Origin of the sequence: Magnetovibrio sp. PR-2 (genome assembly GCF_036689815.1) — a bacterium.
Taxonomy (GTDB): domain Bacteria; phylum Pseudomonadota; class Alphaproteobacteria; order Rhodospirillales; family Magnetovibrionaceae; genus Magnetovibrio.
In genome coordinates, this window is the sequence record NZ_JBAHUR010000006.1 from 77480 (window position 1) to 98647 (window position 21168).

The window sequence follows — 21168 nt, forward strand, 5'->3', positions numbered from 1 at the left end:
CATGAGCAAGCTTGCACTCCTAGGCGGTTCGCCAACTGTTGAAGGTGAATTCAAGCTCTTCAAGTCTGTCGGACAGGAAGAGCGTGATGCCGTCTGCGAAGTCATCGACAGCGGCCTGCTGTCCGGTTTTTACGGATCGTGGTGCGACGAGTTCTGGGGTGGCCCCAAGATCAGAAAGCTCGAAGAGCTGTGGGCAGAGACGTTCGGCTGTAAACATGCTGTTTCGATCAACTCCAACACTAGCGGACTGATAAGCTGTATGGGTGCGATTGGAGTTAGCGCCGGTGATGAAGTAATCGTCCCGCCCTACACCATGTCCGCAACTGTGGTGGCCCCGTTGTATTACGGGGGCGTACCCGTTTTTGCAGACATTGACGAAAACGATTTTTGCATCGATCCGGCACACGTCGAACAGCTCATCACCAACAAGACCAAAGCAATCATCGCCGTGAACCTTTTCGGTCAGCCTGCAAAGCTGAAAAAGCTGCGGGCCCTTGCCGATCGACACAATATTTATCTGATCGAAGATAACGCTCAGGCACCGACCGCTTCCGAATACGGTAAGTTCACGGGCACTATTGGGCATGTGGGCGTGTTTAGTCTCAACTGTCACAAACACATTCAAACCGGTGAAGGCGGGATTTGCACCACCGATGACGATGATTTGGCTTTGCGTTTGCAGATGATCCGCAATCACGGTGAAAACGTTGTGCGCGACACCAAGGTTGAAGACCTGACGAACCTTGTCGGACAAAACTACCGCATGACAGAGCTGAGCGCCGCCGTCGGCATCGAGCAGCTGAAAAAAGCGGACCAGTTGATCAGCCCGCGTGTCGAGCTGGCTGAGTACCTCAATCAAAACCTGTCCGGATTGGACGGCTTGATCACGCCGCCGACCCGTGACGGTTGCCGTCATGTCTATTACGTTTGGGCAATGCGTGTGGATCAAGAACAGCTGGGGATTTCACGCGACACCTTCGTCAAAGCCTTGGCTGCGGAAGGCGTGTTCTTGTCCAAAGGCTATCTTGAACCTTTGTACAAATTGCCGGTGTTCCAAGAACGCAAAGCCTTTGGACGGGATGCTTATCCGTTTTCCATCACCGATCGCCATTACGAAGATGTCGGATGCCCGGTTGTAGAACGACTGCAAAACGAAGAGGTCGTGACGTTTGAGATTTGTGCTTATGCTTATTCCGATACACAGAAGGCGCAGATTATCGAAGCCGTTCACAAAGTTCACAGCCAGCGCCATGAACTGCAAGGGATGGATGAGACGTCCTCATGATTAAAAACGTGACCATTGATGGGCGTGAAATCGGGCCGGACCAACGGCCTTATATCATTGCCGAAATGTCGGGAAATCACCGCGGTGATATCGAATATGCGTTCAAAATTATGGAAGCAGCGAAAGAAGCCGGTGCAGATGCCATTAAGTTGCAGACCTATACCGCAGACACGATCACCATCAATCACGATGGACCAGAATTTCTGATCAAAGGTGGATTGTGGGATAACCGGTCTTTGTACGACCTATACGAGGAGGCGCATACGCCTTGGGATTGGCATGCGGCCTTGTTCGAAAAAGCCAACGAGTTAGGCATCACAACATTCAGCTCTCCGTTCGATCACTCGGCCGTTGATTTTCTTGAAGACCTGTCTTGCCCGGCCTACAAAATTGCGTCTTTCGAGATCGTCGATCTGCCCCTTATTGAAAAATGCGCCAAGACATCCAAGCCGATGATCATCTCAACCGGTATGGCCAATACCGATGAAATTGAGCTTGCGGTTCAAACGGCGCGTGACGCCGGGTGTGAAGAACTGGTTTTGCTACATTGTACCAGCGGCTATCCGACCCCCATCAGCGATTGCAACTTGAACACCATTGTCGATATGAAAAACCGGTTTGATGTTCAAGTCGGCCTGTCCGATCACACACCTGGTTCTGCCGTTCCGATTGCTGCCGTCGCCCTGGGCGCGACTATGATTGAAAAGCATCTGACGTTGTCGCGTGACGACGGCGGTCCGGACGCAGCTTTTTCGTTGGAGCCCAATGAGCTGCAAGACATCACATCTGGCTGCGCCGCCGCGTTTGAGGCTTTGGGCCAAGTGGATTACGGTCTGAAATCTTCGGAAGAAGCTAACCTGATTTTCCGCCGTTCGCTCTATGCCGTCAAAGACATCGCTGCGGGTGAAATGCTCACGCCTGAGAATGTCCGTTCCATTCGCCCAAGCTTGGGGCTCGCGCCGAAGTATTTTCCAGAGGTGCTGGGCAAAACCGTAAAAGCGGACATTGCGTACGGAACGCCATTGACGTGGGAGCTTTTGAACTAGTGTCTGGCGAGCGTATTTGCGCCACGATTGAGGCGCGCATGACTTCGTCCCGTTTGCCCGGGAAGGTGTTGAAGCCGATCTTGGACAAGCCGGTTTTGGAGCTGATGGTTGAGCGCCTGAAACGGGTTCCGTCTCTAGACGACATCATCTTGGCCACCACATCAAACGAGGATGATAACCCTGCAGTTGAGCTGGCCGAACGCCTGGGCATCAAATACTATCGCGGAAGCGAGGATGACGTCATGCTACGGGTGTTGGGCGCAGCTCAGCATCATCAAGTCGACGTGATCGTCGAGACCTTGGGCGATTGCCCGCTGATCGATCCGGAACTGATCGAACAGGCCATACAAGCCTGGAAGGTCAACGACGTTGATCATGTCTGCAACTTTCGGCCTTACACTTACCCCATCGGCATGGAAGTCGAGGTGTTTGGCACGAAGGTTTTGGAAGATGCCGCAAGACGCACCGACGACCCGTACCACCACGAGCATGTGACGACGTTCATATGGGAAAACCCTGATATCTATCGCCTGATGAATGTCGAAGGCAGTGCGGAGCTTACGGCCCCAGACATCCACATCACGTTGGATACGGCGGATGATTTCGAACTGATCAAGCTCATCTTTGAAACGCTTTACCCTCAAAATCCTGAGTTCGGACTTGGTGAAATTTTGTCACTTTTGAAAAGCCGTCCGGATTTTCTGCAGCTGGTTGAAAAAGTCGAACGCAATGTCTTCTAAGACATACAAGGCTGTTTTGGTCGGGTGCGGTGTTATTGGCGCGGGTCACGATGAGTATTCGCACGCAGCGGCTTATACTCAGCATCCGAATATGGATTTGGTAGCTTGTGTCGATCCGAACGCACAAAACGTATCGGCATGTTGCGAGAAGTGGAACCTACTTGCCGGATATGCTTCACTCGAAGATGCCATAGCCGACGGTATCGAAGCCGATGTCATCAGCATTGCGACGCCCAAGGCGTTTCACGAGGAAGCCTTACGCCAAGGTGTCGAACTGCATCCTAAAGCCGTGATCTGCGAAAAGCCGTTTACCGGCGGCTTGGTTCAAGCTCAGGCCATCTTGGCCTTGTATGGCGACAAGGGGATTTCCTTAGCTGTGAACTATCACAGATGTTGGGACCCGACCCTGATCAAGTTGCGCGACGACCTTGCCAGTGGCGTTTGGGGAAATGTGCAATCCATCCACGGTGGATATTGCAAAGGCCTCTATCAAAACGGAAGCCACATCATCAACCTGCTTGAGTTTTTGTTGGGCTCGCTCGAACTGGTAGCCGTTACGGATATGAAGCCGGGTTTTGAGGACGACGATACATTCGGTTTCGTGTTGAAAACATCGCAAGGGGCAATGGCGTATATCGGTGGCTTGGCAACGAACCCTTACTTTTTTCACGAACTGACGATTTACTGTGAGAAAGGCGCGATTGCTATCGAAGACGCTGGACAGACTGTGCGCCTGCGTTTGGTTGATGATGATCCGTTGTTTCCGGGGGAACGCCATCTGTCACGTGGCGCATTCCAAGAAACCGAAAATACAGCTTCCTTTTATAATGCGATCGACAACGTTTTTAATCATCTTGAAAGCGGGGCTCACTTGAATTGCACCGGAGAGGACGGCGCTAAGGTGATTCAACTTTGCGAAATGATCCGCTTCATGTCGGATGGCGGGGGGGATGCTTAACATGGCTGCTTCGCACGAACACAATGTCGTGGCGATTTGTCATGATCCCGGCGGTGCCAATATGCTACTTCCCGTTATTGAGGAGATGCAGCAACGCGGTGAAAAGCTCACGTTGATTGCTCGTGGCCCTGGGGCGGCTATCTGGGCTGATGGCGGGATGCCCCTTCATTCGGATGTGGTGGGTAAGGATGATCTACAGTCGTTAATTGTTTCTCTTCAGCCCAATTTGCTGCTCACTGGCACAAGCATGTCTGAGAGTTCTGAGTATGGTTCTGATATCGACCGTGACACATGGGATATAGGCCGCAAGATGGGGGTGAAAACGGTTGCTGGAGTTGATGCTTCAATGAATTTGGAGCTGCGTTTTTTGCACAACGTCGATAAGGGGCAATATTATCCTGAAGTCTTGTGTCTCAACAATGATGCCACTCTAGCCTCCTTTAAGGACCTTGACCTCAAAGACGCTAAAGCACACGTCGTTGGTCAGCCGCATCTGGAGAAGACAGCAGCATCTTTGAAATCCTTACGGAAGGGTTTTAAGAAAAACAAGCCGCCGATCGTGGTCTTTTTTTCAGAGCCTGTGAACCTCGGGTTGCCCATCAGTGCGCAACCTGGATTCGATGAATTCGACGTGGCAACACATGTAATAAATGCTGTGCAAGATGAAAATCTGAGGCTTTTTATAAAACCTCATCCTCATGAAGATGTTGATGTTTGGCAAAATTTTATAAATGCTTTTCCAATCCACTCAAGACTGGAGATCAGCATTGAAACAGCTTCTCCCATGAAACTCTATTCGATTGCCGATGTTGTGCTTGGTATCGGCTCGAGTGTGTTGATGGAGGCGAGTTTAGCTGCGATTCCCACTGCCGCTCTTCAGCCGGACCGTAAAGTCGTGGTGAATTCATCCATCGACGAAAACCCGGCAATTGAGAAGCTGTATTCACGCCAAACGATTGAACAAGATCTTCAATCGTTTGTTAAATCACCAAAAAGTGGCGGGGATTTGGGACAGTTGCAATTGCTCATCAACGGGAGCTGCAATACTTTTGCAGATTGCTTGACAGATATTCTGGTAGGTGGTCAATCCGCCAACGAAGTATCGATTGAAAATTAGCCTAAACGCAAATAATGACACATTGTAAGCTAAACAACATCACCGCTTGTATCCTCCAAGGCCTGAAGGCGGCGTATAACGTCTATAGAAATACTGTCCACAGACTCTCTAAGGATGGCCGTAATCTACAGCGGCTCCGTAGAGAAACAGAGGAAAAACTGGCCGCTTTGCGATTGGATTTTGATGCACCTGCGCTATTTGGAACTGTCTTGGTGGACGCCACTTGGGATAACCCGAACTTCTGGTACCGTTTCTCATTGCTGCGTGGAGCGTTGGGACTTCACAAATCCAAGGAAGTTGGAATTGTTGGTCCGTGGAATATTAATTCTTCGATCAAAAGCCTTAAAAACTTAGGTATTCGAACAGTAGAACGAAATGTTGGCTCCCCTAAAAGGCGGCATGTTACCGAAGCAGCTGAAATACTCGCCGGGATCAAATCTCAAGAAGATTTCTTGAGTGTCAAACTTCCCTATGATTTGCCTGCGGATGTGACATTGTACGATGGCGTGCTTGCTCGTCAAAAAAAGGAGACTGTAGATTTAGACGACCCAATGCTTGTTGATTACGTTGCTGAGGCTATATCTACGTTTGAGCGAAACCATCGCTTGTTGGTCGAGCACAAGCCTTCTCTTGTGATATTAAGTCATAGCGCAAATTTCTTTGCTGCATCGTTGGCCGTTCTGGCATGTCAAATGGGTATACAAGTCATTCAACACAATGGTGACTATGGTGTGCTGCGTTTTAGTAAGATCAGAGATCCGAAAGATATCTATGATTTCTACGATACCATTTCCATCGATGATATCCATAAGCTCTCAAACGAAAAGCAAACCCAGCTTCTCCAGCTTGGCGCTCAATACATAAAAGACCGCCTGGGTGGTAAAACAAATGATTATGGCGCACAGCTTTCATATAACAAGCGCGACGAATTGATCGATAAAGCTGCTATATGTAAGCACTTTGGGTGGTCTGAAGATAAACCAATTGTTGGCATATACGCATCAAATTGGTTCGATTTCCCACACACTGTTGGTATGTCGCATTTCACAGATTTTTATGACTGGATCCTAGAAACGTATCGAGTAGCTGTGGATACGCCGGAAATCCAATGGTTGTTTAAAAGCCACCCTTGTGACGCTTGGTACGGGGGCGTCACATTGGAAGATGTTCTCGATGGAACTTCAGCCCCAAACATACGGCTGGCGAATACGAAATGGAACGGCCGGACGATGATCGACAGTATAGATGCATTTGTCACGTATCACGGCACCATAGCTATCGAAGCCGCAGTTTGCCGGAAGCCTGTTATGGTTGCTGATCGGGGATGGTACCATCATGGCGGTTTTGCGAAGTGGCCAAGTTCACGGGAAGACTATCTGGGTGCCCTCAAAACGCATTGGTGGACAGAAATAGACAGGGATCAGGCCGCCCAAAATGCCTCGATGTTTGCTGGGATGTTTTATTGCGTTTCGGATGAAGATAAAGAAATCCAGATGGTTGAAGACATACATAAGGACATCATTTACAAGACACTTCCCACCTTCCTTTCTGAAGGCAAAGAGACCTTGATTAAAGAAATGCAACTGATCCGCAACTGGTATGTCAGCGATAGCCCATACTTCCATCCCTATAAGATGTCGCAAGTTGGATAGCACCGATTATTCGTCATTCCTGGACACAATCGCAGAATAGTGACTGATTAATAATGAGATATTGTAAGAAATGCCTAGAGCCGGACACACGGCCCGACTGTCAGTTCGATGATGAAGGTGTTTGTTTTCCGTGCCGCTATCAAGAAAACATGCCCTCGATCGATTGGGACCAAAGACGCCGGGAAATGGAAGAAATTGCCGATTGGGGTAAATGCCACAATTCGTCAGGATACGATTGTATTATTCCTGTCAGTGGCGGCAAAGATAGCCATAGACAGGTTATTATTGCCCGTGAGGAATTTGGACTTAAACCCTTATTAGTGAGTTTGGCGTGCCCGCCCGAACAATTCACCGAACGGGGAGCCAACAATCTGGCCAACCTCACCAGTCTAGGATGCGATACTTACACCGTTAGCCCCGCGCCGCAGACGTGGAAAAAGCTGATGCGCTTTTGTTTTTTCAAGTACGGAAACTTGAGCAAAGCGAACGAATTGGCGATTTATGTTTCGGCCCCCAAGATTGCGAGCTTCTTTTCGATACCGCTCATCTTATATGGGGAAAATCCGGCACTATCCTGGGGCAGTTCAGGCGGTTCGTTGGATGGCAATGCAAACCAAACAAAAAGCACCAATACGCTACAAAATGGTGATATCTCGATGTATCTCAAAGCAGGTTTTACCGAGCAGGAGCTGTACTGGTATACGTTCCCGACCAACGGTCAAATCGAACGTGCGAACCTCCGTATGATTTATCTTGGTTATTACATTCCTGATTTTAATGACACGGTAAACGGTCGGGTCGCCATCGAGCATGGCCTGGAGCCGAGAACCGGCTTTGATGCGCGACCGGAAAACATTGGGCAAATCAATCCGTTTGATGCGCTTGATTCTGACTTTGTGCCGGTGAACCAGCATCTGAAATACATCAAGTTGGGCTTCGGGCGTGCATCCGAACAAATCACCTCGCTGGTCCGCTCCAAACAGATTGACCGCGAAGAGGGGATCGAGCTGGCCCGGAAATATGATGGCAGGTGTTCGACCAAGTATATTGAGCAATTCTGCGACTATCTTGAAATCTCCCAAGAGGATTTCTGGGAAGTCGCTGAAAAGTACCGTAACCACGATCTATGGGAACGCAAGGGTAACGACTGGGTGCTCAAGTATCCTTTGCGGTAACACTTAGTAGTAGACATGACGATGGAAAACTCTTCAGATCAACTCATCGTAGGCATCATTGACTATGGCATGAGCAACATAGGCTCTGTTGAAAATGCCCTGAAGTTTTTGGGTGTGCAAAGTACGCGCATAACCGCACCTCAGGACTTTGAACAGGCGAATGCATATATTTTGCCGGGTGTCGGTGCGTTTAAAGAGGCCATGCACCATCTGCAAGAATCTAAAATGATCGCCAACATGGAAGAGCATATCCTGGATCGCAAAAAGCCGATGTTGGGCATTTGCTTAGGTCTTCAACTTCTGGCCAAAAGCTCGACCGAGAAAGGCGCGAGTGAAGGGTTGGGGTGGATCGATGCCGAGGTCACGGCTATTCGCGAAGTCACAAATATGCGCACGCCTCATGTCGGGTGGGCAACCCTTAACGCCACGGACAACGTTTTGTTTGAAAGGCTGGCGGACGAGCCTTCGTTTTATTTCGATCACTCCTATCACATGGTTTGCGAACCCAGTGTGGTGATCGCGACGTGCGATTACGGCACCCCGATGACGGCGGCCATTCAAAGCGGCAACATTTTCGCAACGCAATTCCACCCGGAAAAAAGTCAAAAGAACGGGTTGCGGCTTCTGCGGGGGTTTACCAATTACTGTGCTGAGACATTAGAGAAGCCGAACAGCGATGACTAAAAAACGCATCATTGGCATGATCCTCGTGAAGGGGAAGGTGGCGGTTCAAAGCTTTGGATTTCAACGCTACCTACCCATCGGACGCCCGGAAATCATTGCCCGTTATCTGGACGACTGGGGTATCGATGAGATCATATTGCTGGATATTGACGCGGCGAAAGAGGGACGAGTGATCTCACCGAATGTGGTGCAAGAGGTTTCGCAAAACTGCTTTGTTCCCGTGACCGCCGGCGGCGGAATCACAACGGCAAAAGACGTGCGCGAAAGCTTGAGCGCAGGTGCGGATAAAATTGCCATCAACTCCATGGCATTCGATCATTTGGGTGAGGTTGGCCGACTGTCCTACGTGTACGGACGCCAATGCATTGTTGCCGTCATCGATGTTCAAAAGACCGAAGACGGCAGCGGTCGGATCTATCGTCACACGCAGCGCGATTGTTCTGATATCACGCCACAGGATTGGGCCCGCGAGCTTGAGCAATCTGGCGTTGGCGAGATCTTAATTCATTCGGTGGATAAAGACGGCACACTTTCCGGTTTTGATATGGACTTGGTTGCGCCGATTGCGGACGTTGTGAAAATCCCACTGATTGTTGCTGGTGGCGCCGGTCATCCAGATCATTTTAGGAAGATCTTGGACAGCGACTATGTATCGGCTGCTGCTGCGGGCAATTACTTCAATCACAGCGAACATTGCGTTGCAGTCACCAAGAGATACTTAATCCAGCATGGCATCGATGTTCGTTTCGATAGCTTGACGGAATATGAATCCCATGCATTGGAAGACCGCCGCGGTCGCATTGTCAGATTGGATGATGCGGTGTTGGCTGAAATGGTCTTTCAGAAAATCGTTAAGGAGGTCATATGAAGTACTGTCGCCGTTGCCTCTATCCGGAAAATCATCCGCTTACCATTATGTTCGATGACGAAGGGGTTTGCAGCGGGTGTCGCGTACATGAGGAAAAAGACAGTCTCGACTGGCAAGAACGTCGTCAACTTTTAGCGCGGATCTTTGATGAATACCGTTGCAATGACGGACGAAACTATGACTGCATTGTTCCGGTTTCGGGCGCTCGGGATTCATACTTCATCGTGCATACAGTGAAAAATTTGTTCGGCATGCGGCCCTTGCTCGTGAGTTATAACCGCCAGTACAATACCGAGTTGGGCATTCGCAATCTGGCGTACCTGCGCACGAAATTCGATTGCGATTATTTGGAATCGACAGCCTCACCGGAAATGGTCAAACGCGTCGTTCGTGAAACGCTCCATCAAATGGGCAGCTTCCATTGGCATGCCATTGCCGGACAAACTGCTTTCCCTGTGCAGGTCGCGACACAGATGAAAATCCCGCTCATTGTTTGGGGCGTGCACCAGGGCTGCGATCAAGTGGGGATGTATTCGCACTTAGACGAAGTTGAGATGACCCGCAAATATCGAGCAGAACATGACTTGATGGGTTTTGAGGCCGAAGACCTAGTTGGCAAGACGCAACAACTGACCGAATCCGACTTGCAGCCGTTTTTGTACCCGCACAATAGTGAGCTCTCGGCAGTGGGTGTTCGGGGCATTTACTTGAGCAACTACATCCGTTGGGATTCAAAGCAGCAGCATGAAGACATGATCGAACTGTTCGATTATGAAACGGCTGCGCAGCTGAGAACGTTCGACACCTATAATGATGTGAACTGCCATCACTACTCCGGTTTGCACGACCACATTAAGCATGTGAAATGGGGTTACAGTAAAGTCGTCGATCATGCAGTGCGCGAAATTCGGCTCAAACGACTGACGCGGGCTGAAGGCCTCGAGCTTGTGAAGCGTTATCAGGATATCCAACCCACAGACAAAACACTTTTCCTGGATTGGCTCGGCATGCCTTTCGAGGAATTTGACGCCTGTATCGAGGCCGTTCGGTCCAATGCGGTCTGGACCCAAAATGATCAAGGCGATTGGGTTAAGAAAGAGTGCGTAACTCATCAAGATAGCGATCCACGAGGCAATGAAGTCGCGCTGGACAAAACCGATGACTGTGAATTTGTCATCACACCGTCAAAACGCCCGAAGTATGACGACATTCAATATCGCTTGATGTCACGGGGACATCTATAATGCCACTCAATAGTTTAGCCATTGCAAACATGAATGCGAGACAGTCATGACGAAACCAAGCGATGAAACCGGTAAAGTCGAAGACTACGTAAACGGCCACAAAAATGTAGCGAGGTTTTTTGAAGCATCAACTAATGCTTTTTCTAACCGTCCTCTGATGCGCACCATTGAGAACGAAGGCTGGGTTTCTTATGGCGACATGAAAATTCGTGTTGATGAATGCGCCAATGCGCTTTTGGCTTTGGGGCTCAACGAACGCGAAACGGTCCTGATGACCATCCCGAATTCTCCGGACTTCTTTGTTGTGTTTATGGCGTTAATTCGTATTTCGTGTGTTCCGGTTTTGGTCAACCCTCAATTGTCGCAACAAGAGCTCCAAGTGATCTTAGGCATCTGCCATGCGCGCTTCTGTGTCGGCGCGGAACAAGGCGACAGTGTAGGTTATGCTTCACAGCTGCAGTTCATTGCGGTCGACGAAATTTGTTCTTCGGAGGCTGGGCGCTCTGAAAATAGCGTTCCGCAATCGAGTGCTACTCTGGATGACATTGCCTATATAATTTTTTCCTCCGGCTCGACGGGGACTCCGAAGGGGTGTCAAATCACTCACGCAAACCTGTTGTCGGAACTGTTTTCGATGCAGCGCGCTTACGACTTATCCGGCGATTGTAATCACCTCTGCGTATTGCCCGTCTATCACGTATCAGCGCTCTATCGGAATTTGCTGATCCCGTTCTCACAAGGCGCGTCCATCGTTGTGGCGCCGGAGTTCCAAAAAGAGAACTTCTGGGACTGGATCGATGCCAACGATATTGGTTTTGTTCAGGTCGTGCCGACCATCATCAACGCCTTGTTGGCGATGGCGCCGCAAGCGGACGACAAATCTCATGGCAAGGTATTGAAGTATATCGGCAGCGCATCCGCACCCCATAAGCCGTCGATGATCCGGGAATTCGAAGCGCGGTTCGGACATCGCGTTGCCCAAGGCTACGGACTCAGCGAAACCAGTTGCGGCGTGTGTTTCAATCATCCAGATGAACGCGCTGATAAAATCGGTTCGGTTGGAAAACCCGTCGATGTGGCACAAGTCACCATCCTTGACGAGCAAGGCCAAGCTTTGCCTGCTGGAGAGACTGGAAGTATTTCCGTCAAAGGTCCGCTGCTGATGCATGGATACGTGGGTGATGAAACCGGTGGAAAGAATATCTCTGAAGCCGGCATTTTGACCGGTGACATCGGTTTCTTGGATGAAGACGGGTATTTGTTCATCGAAGGGCGCAGCTCGGACCTGATCATTCGCGGGGGCAACAAGGTCTCGCCGAAGGAAGTCGAGGAAGCCCTGGTTGAATTTCCTCAGATCTTAGATGCCGTCGTCTTTGGTGTGCCGAATGCCTTGCTGGGTGAAGATGTCATATCTTACGTCTGGCTTCATCAGGATGGCGGCTTCAATGAGTCGGAAATCCGCAAGCAGATTTCAGATAAGTTGGTGCGCTATAAGGTGCCGACGCGTATCCTGCTCAACACGGAAACGTTCCAGCAGAAAGATTTCAAGAAATCGCGCGCGCACTTCAAAAAACAGTATACAGCAGGACGTGTATCGGTGATCAAAGACGTTCCGCCCGCGTCGTTGGAAGGCAAACCGAGAGCGTTTATCTGGAACGACAACATTTATCTGCGCCCGATAATGAAAACCGACACAACTAGCGATCTGTATTTTAACTCCATTATGGATCCGCAATTGCAGAAGTACACCTATGCCGGTCGCTTCCCGATGAGCGAGTTTGAGCTCGAAGAGTACTGGCAGGGCGTGAAGACTCCGGACCAAATGGCGTTTTCCATTTGTGACCGACACACAGATCAGCATGTAGGTTCGATTTCGTTGCGCGTTGATTGGGTCGCCAGAATTGGTGATTTCGGGCGGCTGATCTATCGCGATTTTCAAGATAAGCCTTATGCGCATGACGCGCTGCAGTTGGTGATGAAGTACGCGTTTGAAGAACTGCACCTTACGCGCTTGTGGGGCTCCGGGGCGAACCCAGCTTCCTTGCCGTCTTTGATGCGCCTTGGTTTCGTGCCCGAAGGCACGCTACGTCGTCATCACTTTTTGCGCGGTCAGTGGCGCGATCAGTTCATGGTCGGTATCTTGGCTGACGAGTACTTCGATATCAAAGAAAATGGCCTGTCGAAAACGGCGAGACACTTTCCACCTTTCGAAGACGAATTCCTTGGGCGCCTCAAAGCGGTTATCGAGAACGCGTTTATCATTTCGATCGATGATTTCTCCGTACAAACCGCCATTACCGATATTGAACAGTGGGATTCACTGGGCACGGTGATGATCTGGAATTGTCTTGAAGAAGAATTTGAAATCGAGATATCGCCTAGCGATATGATTGATGTCTTTTTTGTTGGCGATCTGGCGATGATGGTTCAACAAAAAATGATGACTGCCGACAGCAGTGCCTAAGCCCACCGTTCGACTATATCTATTCGAGATGTGAAGCAAATCCCATGACGCAATACCGTCTTCAATGCCAGCACCCGGACTGCAAAGCGGTTTATGACGACACGGATTCTTATCGCCTGTTTTGTGATAATGAACTCAATCATAAACACGGACCGGCTTTGTTGCGTCCGGTTTATGACGATACACATCTGCGGGTTGATCTGAATTTGCCGGGCATCTTGAAATTTAGAAACTGGTTGCCCATCGGAGATGCAAACTTGTCCAGTACAGGTGTGAGCCTCGGCGCTCCGCTGACGTATAAAAGTTATGCACTGGCGGATTATCTGGGGCTCAACCATCTACACATTTCCTTCAGCGGGTATTGGCCGCAACGTGGGGCCAACTTGGTGACACGTTCCTTTAAGGAGTTCGAATCACAAGCGAGCGTTTTGCGTTATATTGATACGTCTCAGAAAAAGACTCTGCCGCCGATGATCATCGCATCAGCTGGCAACACGGCGAACAGCTTTGCTCTCCTTAGTCACCATCTTCAAATCCCCATCGTATTGGTCGTCCCGGAACGTGGGTTGGATAATCTCATCCTTCCGTTCCAAACATCGCCGAAACTGATTTGCGTTAATGGAGACTATTCCGATGCCATTGAATTGGCCGGAGCGTTAAGCAAACGTTTGAACCTGATCCAAGATGGCGGCGTCAGAAACGTCGCCCGGCGTTCGGGTATGGGGACAGTGATGTTGAACGCAGTCGCCAACCCCGTTGAAGGCACATCGCGATTGTTTAAGCACTATTTCCAAGCGGTCGGCAGCGCTTCCGGTGCGCTCGGTGCATGGGAAGCGTCAGAGCTGTTGAGAAAAGATGGGCGGTTTGGCGACACGATTACCACAATACATCTGGCGCAAAACGAGCCGTTCACTCCAATCGTGGATGCCGTAAATGCGGGCAGTGATACGCTGTTGGACTGTGATGATGAAACCGCCCGCACAAGAATTGCGGCGGTGACGGCCTCGGTGCTGACCAACAGAAACCCGCCCTATAGTTTTGCGGGTGGCATTCATGACATGCTCAAAGCGACGGATGGGACGGCATGGGGCATCAGTAATGAAGAGCTGTATCAGGCGTCTCGTATTTTCAATGCCCTTGAAGGGATTGATATCGGCCCAGCCGGCGCCGTTGCGACGGCAGCGTTGATCAAAGCGATTGTCTCCGAAGCCGTTCAGCCCAATGATGACATACTGCTGCACATCACAGGTGGCGGACGAGCAATTCAGAGTATTGATGGCAATGCTCACCACATCCAACCTTCAATCCGCGTCAATCCGGACCAAGTCGATGAGGCGATGAACGTGATTGAAGGTGATATCCGTTGATAAAAGAAATGGTGGAAACAATGACCCCTAGTAAGCAACTGCATCAAACCATAAAGGACCTTGGGATTGATTTTGTTGTCAGCGTTCCATGTAAGTTGCTTGGCGACTTAATGGAACACGTTGCCGGCGATGACAGCATCACGTACACCCCGGTTACGCGGGAGGAAGAGGGGGTAGGCATTTTGGCCGGAGCTTATTTTTCTGGAAAGAAACCTGCGATTTTGATGCAGAATTCAGGCTTAGGAAATTCCATCAACGCCATTATGTCTTTGCTTCACTACTACAAGGTCCCCGTCATGTTTTTCATGAGCCACCGTGGCAGCGAAGGCGAACCCGTTGAGGCCCAAACGATGATGGGCAATGCGGTCCACGGCTTGCTCGAAGCGTCTTCGATTCCGTTTGTTCAAGTCGCATCACCTGCAGATTTAGAACAGGTGAAAGAGACGGCACAAAAGGGCTACGCCGAAGAGCAATCGGCAGCGTTCTTGTTCCCGTTCAGCTACTGGGAAGGTAAATGATGCTTTCATTTAAAGTGAGGAATTTGCAATGATCCGCTATCAAATTCTCGAAGCGATCGTCAACGCAATGACGGATGAGATTGTCGTTTGCAACATCGGCCATCCGTCTCAGGAATTGTACGGACTTCGTGATCGAGAAGAGAATTTTTATATGCTTGGCTCCATGGGGTTGGCATCGTCGATTGGCTTGGGGATTGCTATGTCCAAGCCGAATAAAAAGGTCGTGGTGATTGACGGAGACGGCGCGTGTTCCATGAACATGGGTGGTTTGGCGACCATTGCGCACAACGCCCCGTCTAATCTCTGTGTAGTGATCATTGACAACCACGCCAATGGATCGACGGGCTTCCAACCGACGTTTACGGCGGGTGAGTTACAGCTTGATAAAGTTGCAAAGGGCTGTGGAATTCAAAACGTCCGACGTATGGATGACGCGACGGATATCGCAACTACGATCCAGGAGGAACTGAACACCGACGGTGCTTCGGTGATTGTTGCCAAAGCTGAAATCGGCTTGATGGACAATATTCAGATCATTCCCATGAACGGAGTGCAAGTGAAGCAGCGCATGACCAAGGTTCTGTCATCATGAAAATGCTTTTGGCCGGCGACTGGGTGTCCACCCAGGACAAAGACGATATCACCTGTCCGTTCGACGGGGAAGTCATTGGCGATGTGCCAAAGGCTGGTCCTGCGGATGTCGATAAAGCCTTTGAATACGCGGGTACATACGATTATGCCCTGACTCCTTGGGAGCGCTACACCGTTCTCAGTAAGCTAGCTGAACGCCTGGACGAACTGCGTGATGAAATCGCGGAACTGATCTGCAAAGAGTCCGGGAAGACCATTCGCGACGCGCAAATCGAACTGAGCCGTTCGATCACGACCTTTCGGGTCTCTGCAGAAGAAGCCAAACGCATCACAGGTGAAGTTGTGCCGGTTGCCGCTGTCGAAGGGGCTCCGGACACGCTCGCGTTCACCGTCCATGAACCGATTGGCACGGTTGTCGCCATCACACCGTTCAACTATCCACTAAATCTCGTGGCGCACAAAGTCGGCCCGGCTTTGGCTGCGAATAACCCGGTGATTTTAAAGCCCTCAAATCACACACCTCTGACAGCATTGCGACTTGGTGAGCTTCTCCTGGAATGTGGATTGCCGCCGCAGATGTTCCAGGTTTTAACCGGTGATCCGTTGGTGCTGGGACCAAAACTGATCAGCCATAAAGGCATCGCCAAAATCACCTTCACGGGAAGTATCGAAGTGGGCAAGACGATTTGTGCTCAATCGGGCATGATTGAAAAGTGTATGGAACTTGGAGGCAACGATCCTTTGATTGTGCTCCAGGATGCGGATCTTCGCAAAGTCATCCCCATCGCCATCGATGGTGCATTTGGCAACAACGGTCAGCGCTGTACATCGATTAAGCGCATCATTGTCCAAGGTGAAATTGCGGATGAATTCGTCAAACAGTTTGTCGAATCCGCTTCCAAGCTGAAGATCGGCCACCCACTGGACCCGTCGACGGACATCGGCCCCTTGATCAATGAAAGCGCCGCTGAAAAGGTTGAGCAGGCTATCCAGGCAGGCATACGCGATGGCGCAGAGCTGAAGCTTGGCGGCAAACGCGACGGTGCCGTTATCGAACCGACGATTTTGGATTATGTATCTTCCACCAATGAACTGGTGCAGCACGAAGTCTTTGGTCCCGTCGCACCAATCATCCGCGTTGCAGATTTCGAAGGTGCCATTGCGGTCGCGAACGGCACGCAATACGGGCTTCAGGCCGGGATCTTCAGCAACGATATGGAAAAAATTATGAGGGCTGCCAAGACCCTTGAAACTGGTGCGGTGATGGTCAATAAGGCACCGGGATTCCGGGCTGAGCACCTTCCATTCGGTGGCACAAAAGACAGCGGTCTCGGCCGTGAGGGCGTGAAGTACGCGGTGCGTTCGATGACCAAGATTAAAACCGTCGTCTTATAAATATGACTGATCAAATCAACCATTTTAAAAGCATTCGGCGCGGGTTTGCGTTGTTGACCCGACGTGAACTGTATCTTGCGGGTCTCATTTCCCTGTTTTCGTTTATGACGTCTTCGTTTGAAATGCTCGCCTTGGGTTCGGTTATGCCTGTGATCGGTATGATCGTGGATCCTGCATCGATTACGTCAAATGAGTATTTGAATAAGATCACAAACATCTTCGATGTAAATGACGAACGCGAGGCATTGATCTTTTTTGCCTCGGTTTCGGTCATCATGCTCTGTTGTGCAGCCGTAATCAAATTCGTCAATCACTACATGATCAATATGTACAGCGCCAGATGTCAAAACAGACTGGCGAACGACATGATGACGGAGTGCATTTCCGCACCATACTCATGGTTTTTGAAGCACAACTCAGCTTTGATCACACGTCTGTTCCAAAACGACATCACCGACTGGGGGCGGTCTTTTGTTCATCAATCGTTGCTGTTGCTCGACAGCACTATCTTAACGGTGATCGCCATTGGAACGGTTTTGTTCGTGACACCACTGACGGGATTGATCGGCGGTTTGGTGATTGGCGGCATCGCAGTTCTATCATTGATGTCTATCCGCAGAAAGTTGAACTACATCGCGCGTTATAAAAAGGAATCTCAAAGCACAAAGATGCTGGTCACATATCAGATGATTTCGGGCATCCGCGAGGTCAAATTCTCAAACAGCAGTGCTTATTTCCTGAAGCTGTTCAATTCATCGTTTGTCAATTTTTGCATGGGACATCACAAATCATCCCTATTGCACCAAATCCCCAACTTGACCATTCAGACGGTTGGCCAGGCCGGTCTGGTAATCATCGCAACGATTTTGGGCCTCTCTGATATACCGCCAGCCGATCTTGCAGCCAACGTCACCTTGTTGGTTTTGATTGCATCGCGCATCGTACCGGCAATCAACCAAGCTAGCTCGCGCATTATTGCCTTATGGAGTTTTGTGCCTTGGTTGGACGGAATACATGATTTCCGGGAAAGCCTGCGCGAAGCATCAAGAGAAGATTTTACACAAAGCCAGGCAGGCAAAAAGCCGATAAACAAATGGAGTGTCTTGGACTGTGAACACGTCGGGTTCAAATACGAAGGCACATCTGAAGTTGCTCTAAATCAAATTCAACTGACCATTTCCAAAGGGAAATCTTACGGTCTTGTCGGTGTGTCGGGTTCAGGGAAAAGCACCCTTGTGGCTTTGTTGGTTGGCCTGTTAAGGCCGACGGATGGCGACATTCTAATTGATGGTAAGTCCCTTTCCGATTGTGACGTTCACACATGGCATAAAAAAATCGGCTATGTCACGCAAGAGCCCTTTATTTCGGATGCCACCTTATTGTCCAACATTGCCTACGGGCGCCCAAAAGAAGAGATTGATATTGCGCAAGTCGAATGGTGTATCGAAAAAGCGAACCTCACACATTTGGTGGAACAACTTCCAGATGGATTAAATACGAAACTTGGTGACAGGGGCGCAAACCTGTCGGGTGGACAGCGCCAACGCATTTCGATCGCACGTGCTTTGTATAAGAAACCTGAGATTCTTGTATTGGACGAAGCGACCAGCGCGCTGGACAACATTTCCGAAACGAAAGTTCTCAAAGCGATTGAAAATCTGTATGGCGAGCTCACCATCATTGCGGTTGCCCACAGGCTTTCGACATTGCGCAATGTCGATCAGATCATCGTGATGGGCGACAAAGGGAGCATTGTTGGACAGGGTACGTTCACAGACCTCTTGCAAACGAATACTCACTTCCAACAATTGAACAACGCTCCTGAACAGAGCGATGGTGGGGAGGGTAAATCCTCTCACAATGATGAAAAAGAGAATTGAGCATGTTCTTTAAGCCAAGTTTCCAAATTGAAAACAAGACCGTTGGCACAGGTGAGCCATCGTTTTTTATTGCAGAGGCCGGTGTCGCGCACTTTGGTGACATGGATATGGCGCGCCAACTTCTTGATCTTGCAGTGTCCAGCGGTGCGGATGCTTTTAAAATCCAACTGTTCGATGTCGAGGCCCTGATTTCCAATCGCTCCAAAGATTGGCAAGACCGTCTGCGTCCGCGAAACCTGACCCTTGAACAAGCTGCGGAGCTGAAACAAAGCTGCGAAAACCAAGGCTTGATCTTTTTGGCGACGGCGCACGACGAAACGCGCATTCCGTGGTTGGAAGAACTTGACGTCCCGGCGATCAAAATCGGCTCAGGCGAGCGCAACAACTCGAGCTTTGTAAAACGTCTTGCCGAGCTGGGAAAACCGATGATTATCTCGACGGGTATGTCGAGCACGTCCGATGTTCAAAATGCGATGGCAGCTTGTGAAGCTGCAGGTAATGACAAGCTAGCTCTCTTGCACTGCATCACCAGCTATCCGACACCGCCCAGCGACGTCAATCTTGCTGCCATGGATGATATGAAGACGTTCTTTTCTGGACCCGTTGGGTATTCCGATCATACTGAAGATGGCTTGGCCGTGTTGATGGCCGTTGCACGTGGTGCCACGATGATTGAAAAACACATCACCATCTTGCGCGATATTCCCAATGCTCAAGATTGGAAAGTCTCCGCAGATCCGGACACTTTGCGTCCTTTGATCGAAGACATCCGGCGAGTGGAAACGATGATCGGACATGGGCGCAAAGAGATGGCGCCGTGTGAACAGCCGGCTCTTGAATGGGCGTTAAAATCTCTTGTCGCTGCAACGGACTTGCCTGTGGGTCATGTCCTAACGCACGAGGACATTGATGCCAAACGTCCCGGCGATGGCATTTCTCCCAATCGCATTGATGAGGTTGTGGGGAAAAAACTGGCCAGGCCTTTGCGCGCGGATGCCCTTATTTCGTTTGAGGATTTGCAATGACGGCGCGCCGCAAAATTTGCGTGCCTCTCACGACCCGGGGCAACTATGCCAAAATGAAGACCACCCTGACGGCTTTGCGTGATAGCGACGCGGTCACATTACAGGTTGTTGTTGGGGGCGCGCTGCTCGACGCTGGCTACGGCCCGTTCTTGGAAACCATCGAGAACGACGGTTTCCCCATTGATCATAAGCTGGACTACCCTGCAAAAGGCGGCAGCATGTATGAAACAGCATCCGCCGCCGGGCTGTGCACTTCTAAGGCGGCAAAGATTTTTGAAGAGCTTCAGCCCGATGTCGTGATGATCATTGCCGACAGATACGAATCCCTATCGATTGCTCAGGCGGCCATGTGCATGAACATCTGCATTGCCCACCTTGAAGGCGGAGAGGTGTCGGGCTCGATCGACGAGCGCATCCGCCATGCCATCACCAAACTGTCCCACATCCATTTCCCCGCGACCAAACAAGCGGGAGAACGGATCGAACGATTGGGCGAGGCCGAAGAGCATATCCATGTGGTCGGTACACCAAGCCTCGACCAAATTCAGCAGATGGACTTAGGTAGCATCGACACTCTACAGGCACATTTGAACAGCCGCGCGGGAGCCATGTCCATCAACCTATCGCAAGATTACCTCGTCGTGTCGCAACACTCGGTGGTGACGGAATGCGATGAAGCGCGATCTCAGTTTGAACAAACCGCCGATGCGGTTTTTCGATTGAACCTGCCAACGGTTTGGGTGTTGCCCAACGACGATGTTGGCGGAGTGGAATCGCGGGACGTGGTGGAGGCTTTGGGCAACAAGAGCGATGCACCGCCATTGTGTGTCGTTGGTGGTTTGGGCTTAGGTCACTATGCCCGATTGCTCTTTAACGCCAAGTGTCTTATCGGCAACACGTCAAGTGGTTTGCGTGAAGGCGCGTTTTTAGGTGTTCCTGTCGTCAATATCGGCACGCGCCAACACAGCCGGGAGCGCGGGCACAACGTTATGGATTCGGGATACGACAGCGAAGCCATCGTTGCAGCAGCCACGCAGCAAATTGCACACGGCCGCTATCGTTCAGATTCCGTTTATGGCAGCGGAGATTCGGGCGGCCGAATTGCAGCCGTTCTTGAAAAGCCCATCCCGCCTTTGGATAAAACCATTCTTTACTAATC

Annotated in this window: 18 protein-coding genes; all 18 read left to right on the plus strand. The window is 50.3% G+C overall.

The genetic code is table 11. From position 1 onward, the window contains the following. The first annotated feature begins 1 nt into the window (after position 1). The 18 genes from V5T82_RS08835 (at position 2) to neuC (ending at position 21166) form a co-directional block, all read left to right on the plus strand. Positions 2 to 1285: a DegT/DnrJ/EryC1/StrS family aminotransferase gene (locus V5T82_RS08835; protein WP_332895258.1), complete on the plus strand. Its 1284-nt coding sequence runs from the start codon at positions 2 to 4 to the stop codon at positions 1283 to 1285. Next, positions 1282 to 2331 (plus strand): pseudaminic acid synthase, encoded by a 1050-nt coding sequence (pseI, locus tag V5T82_RS08840; RefSeq protein WP_332895259.1) that lies wholly within the window; start codon positions 1282 to 1284, stop codon positions 2329 to 2331. The genes V5T82_RS08835 and pseI overlap by 4 nt, the downstream gene beginning before the upstream one ends. 38 nt (positions 2332 to 2369) lie before the next feature. Next, a complete protein-coding gene (locus V5T82_RS08845; protein WP_332895260.1) occupies positions 2370 to 3071 on the plus strand; it encodes a cytidylyltransferase domain-containing protein in 702 nt (233 codons plus the stop codon). After that, positions 3061 to 4029, plus strand: a complete 969-nt coding sequence (locus tag V5T82_RS08850; RefSeq protein ID WP_332895261.1) for a Gfo/Idh/MocA family protein — start codon at positions 3061 to 3063, stop codon at positions 4027 to 4029. The genes V5T82_RS08845 and V5T82_RS08850 overlap by 11 nt, the downstream gene beginning before the upstream one ends. Before the next feature lies 1 nt (position 4030). Beyond that, positions 4031 to 5146 (plus strand): polysialyltransferase family glycosyltransferase, encoded by a 1116-nt coding sequence (locus tag V5T82_RS08855; RefSeq protein WP_332895262.1) that lies wholly within the window; start codon positions 4031 to 4033, stop codon positions 5144 to 5146. A 173-nt stretch (positions 5147 to 5319) separates the two neighbouring features. After that, positions 5320 to 6798: a hypothetical protein gene (locus V5T82_RS08860; RefSeq protein ID WP_332895263.1), complete on the plus strand. Its 1479-nt coding sequence runs from the start codon at positions 5320 to 5322 to the stop codon at positions 6796 to 6798. A 53-nt stretch (positions 6799 to 6851) separates the two neighbouring features. Then, the gene (locus tag V5T82_RS08865; protein ID WP_332895264.1) at positions 6852 to 7973 is read left to right on the plus strand and encodes an N-acetyl sugar amidotransferase; all 1122 of its coding nucleotides are present in this window, start codon (positions 6852 to 6854) and stop codon (positions 7971 to 7973) included. 15 nt (positions 7974 to 7988) lie between these two features. Then, positions 7989 to 8657 (plus strand): imidazole glycerol phosphate synthase subunit HisH, encoded by a 669-nt coding sequence (gene hisH / locus V5T82_RS08870; protein ID WP_332895265.1) that lies wholly within the window; start codon positions 7989 to 7991, stop codon positions 8655 to 8657. After that, positions 8650 to 9525, plus strand: a complete 876-nt coding sequence (gene hisF, locus V5T82_RS08875) for an imidazole glycerol phosphate synthase subunit HisF (protein ID WP_332895266.1) — start codon at positions 8650 to 8652, stop codon at positions 9523 to 9525. Before hisH ends, hisF begins: the two co-directional genes overlap by 8 nt. Next, complete coding sequence (locus tag V5T82_RS08880; protein WP_332895267.1) at positions 9522 to 10769, plus strand: N-acetyl sugar amidotransferase; 1248 nt, start codon at positions 9522 to 9524, stop codon at positions 10767 to 10769. The genes hisF and V5T82_RS08880 overlap by 4 nt, the downstream gene beginning before the upstream one ends. 46 nt (positions 10770 to 10815) lie before the next feature. Next, positions 10816 to 13233: a GNAT family N-acetyltransferase gene (locus V5T82_RS08885; RefSeq protein ID WP_332895268.1), complete on the plus strand. Its 2418-nt coding sequence runs from the start codon at positions 10816 to 10818 to the stop codon at positions 13231 to 13233. A gap of 44 nt (positions 13234 to 13277) precedes the next feature. Continuing rightward, complete coding sequence (locus V5T82_RS08890) at positions 13278 to 14600, plus strand: cysteate synthase (RefSeq protein ID WP_332895269.1); 1323 nt, start codon at positions 13278 to 13280, stop codon at positions 14598 to 14600. Then, entirely contained in the window at positions 14597 to 15118 is a 522-nt protein-coding gene (gene comD, locus V5T82_RS08895; RefSeq protein WP_332895270.1) for a sulfopyruvate decarboxylase subunit alpha, read from the plus strand. The genes V5T82_RS08890 and comD overlap by 4 nt, the downstream gene beginning before the upstream one ends. Positions 15119 to 15146: 28 nt before the next feature. Continuing rightward, positions 15147 to 15710 carry a thiamine pyrophosphate-dependent enzyme gene (locus tag V5T82_RS08900; protein ID WP_332895271.1) on the plus strand — a complete coding sequence of 188 codons (564 nt, stop codon included), beginning with the start codon at positions 15147 to 15149 and terminating at the stop codon, positions 15708 to 15710. Continuing rightward, on the plus strand, positions 15707 to 17104 hold the full coding sequence (locus V5T82_RS08905) for an aldehyde dehydrogenase family protein (protein ID WP_332895272.1): 1398 nt from the start codon (positions 15707 to 15709) through the stop codon (positions 17102 to 17104). Before V5T82_RS08900 ends, V5T82_RS08905 begins: the two co-directional genes overlap by 4 nt. Before the next feature lie 158 nt (positions 17105 to 17262). Next, entirely contained in the window at positions 17263 to 18984 is a 1722-nt protein-coding gene (locus V5T82_RS08910; protein ID WP_332895461.1) for an ABC transporter ATP-binding protein, read from the plus strand. A gap of 2 nt (positions 18985 to 18986) precedes the next feature. Next, entirely contained in the window at positions 18987 to 20009 is a 1023-nt protein-coding gene (locus tag V5T82_RS08915; RefSeq protein WP_332895273.1) for an N-acetylneuraminate synthase family protein, read from the plus strand. Then, positions 20006 to 21166, plus strand: coding sequence for a UDP-N-acetylglucosamine 2-epimerase (neuC, locus tag V5T82_RS08920; protein WP_332895274.1), 1161 nt, complete (start codon positions 20006 to 20008; stop codon positions 21164 to 21166). Before V5T82_RS08915 ends, neuC begins: the two co-directional genes overlap by 4 nt. The last annotated feature ends 2 nt before the right edge of the window (positions 21167 to 21168 follow it).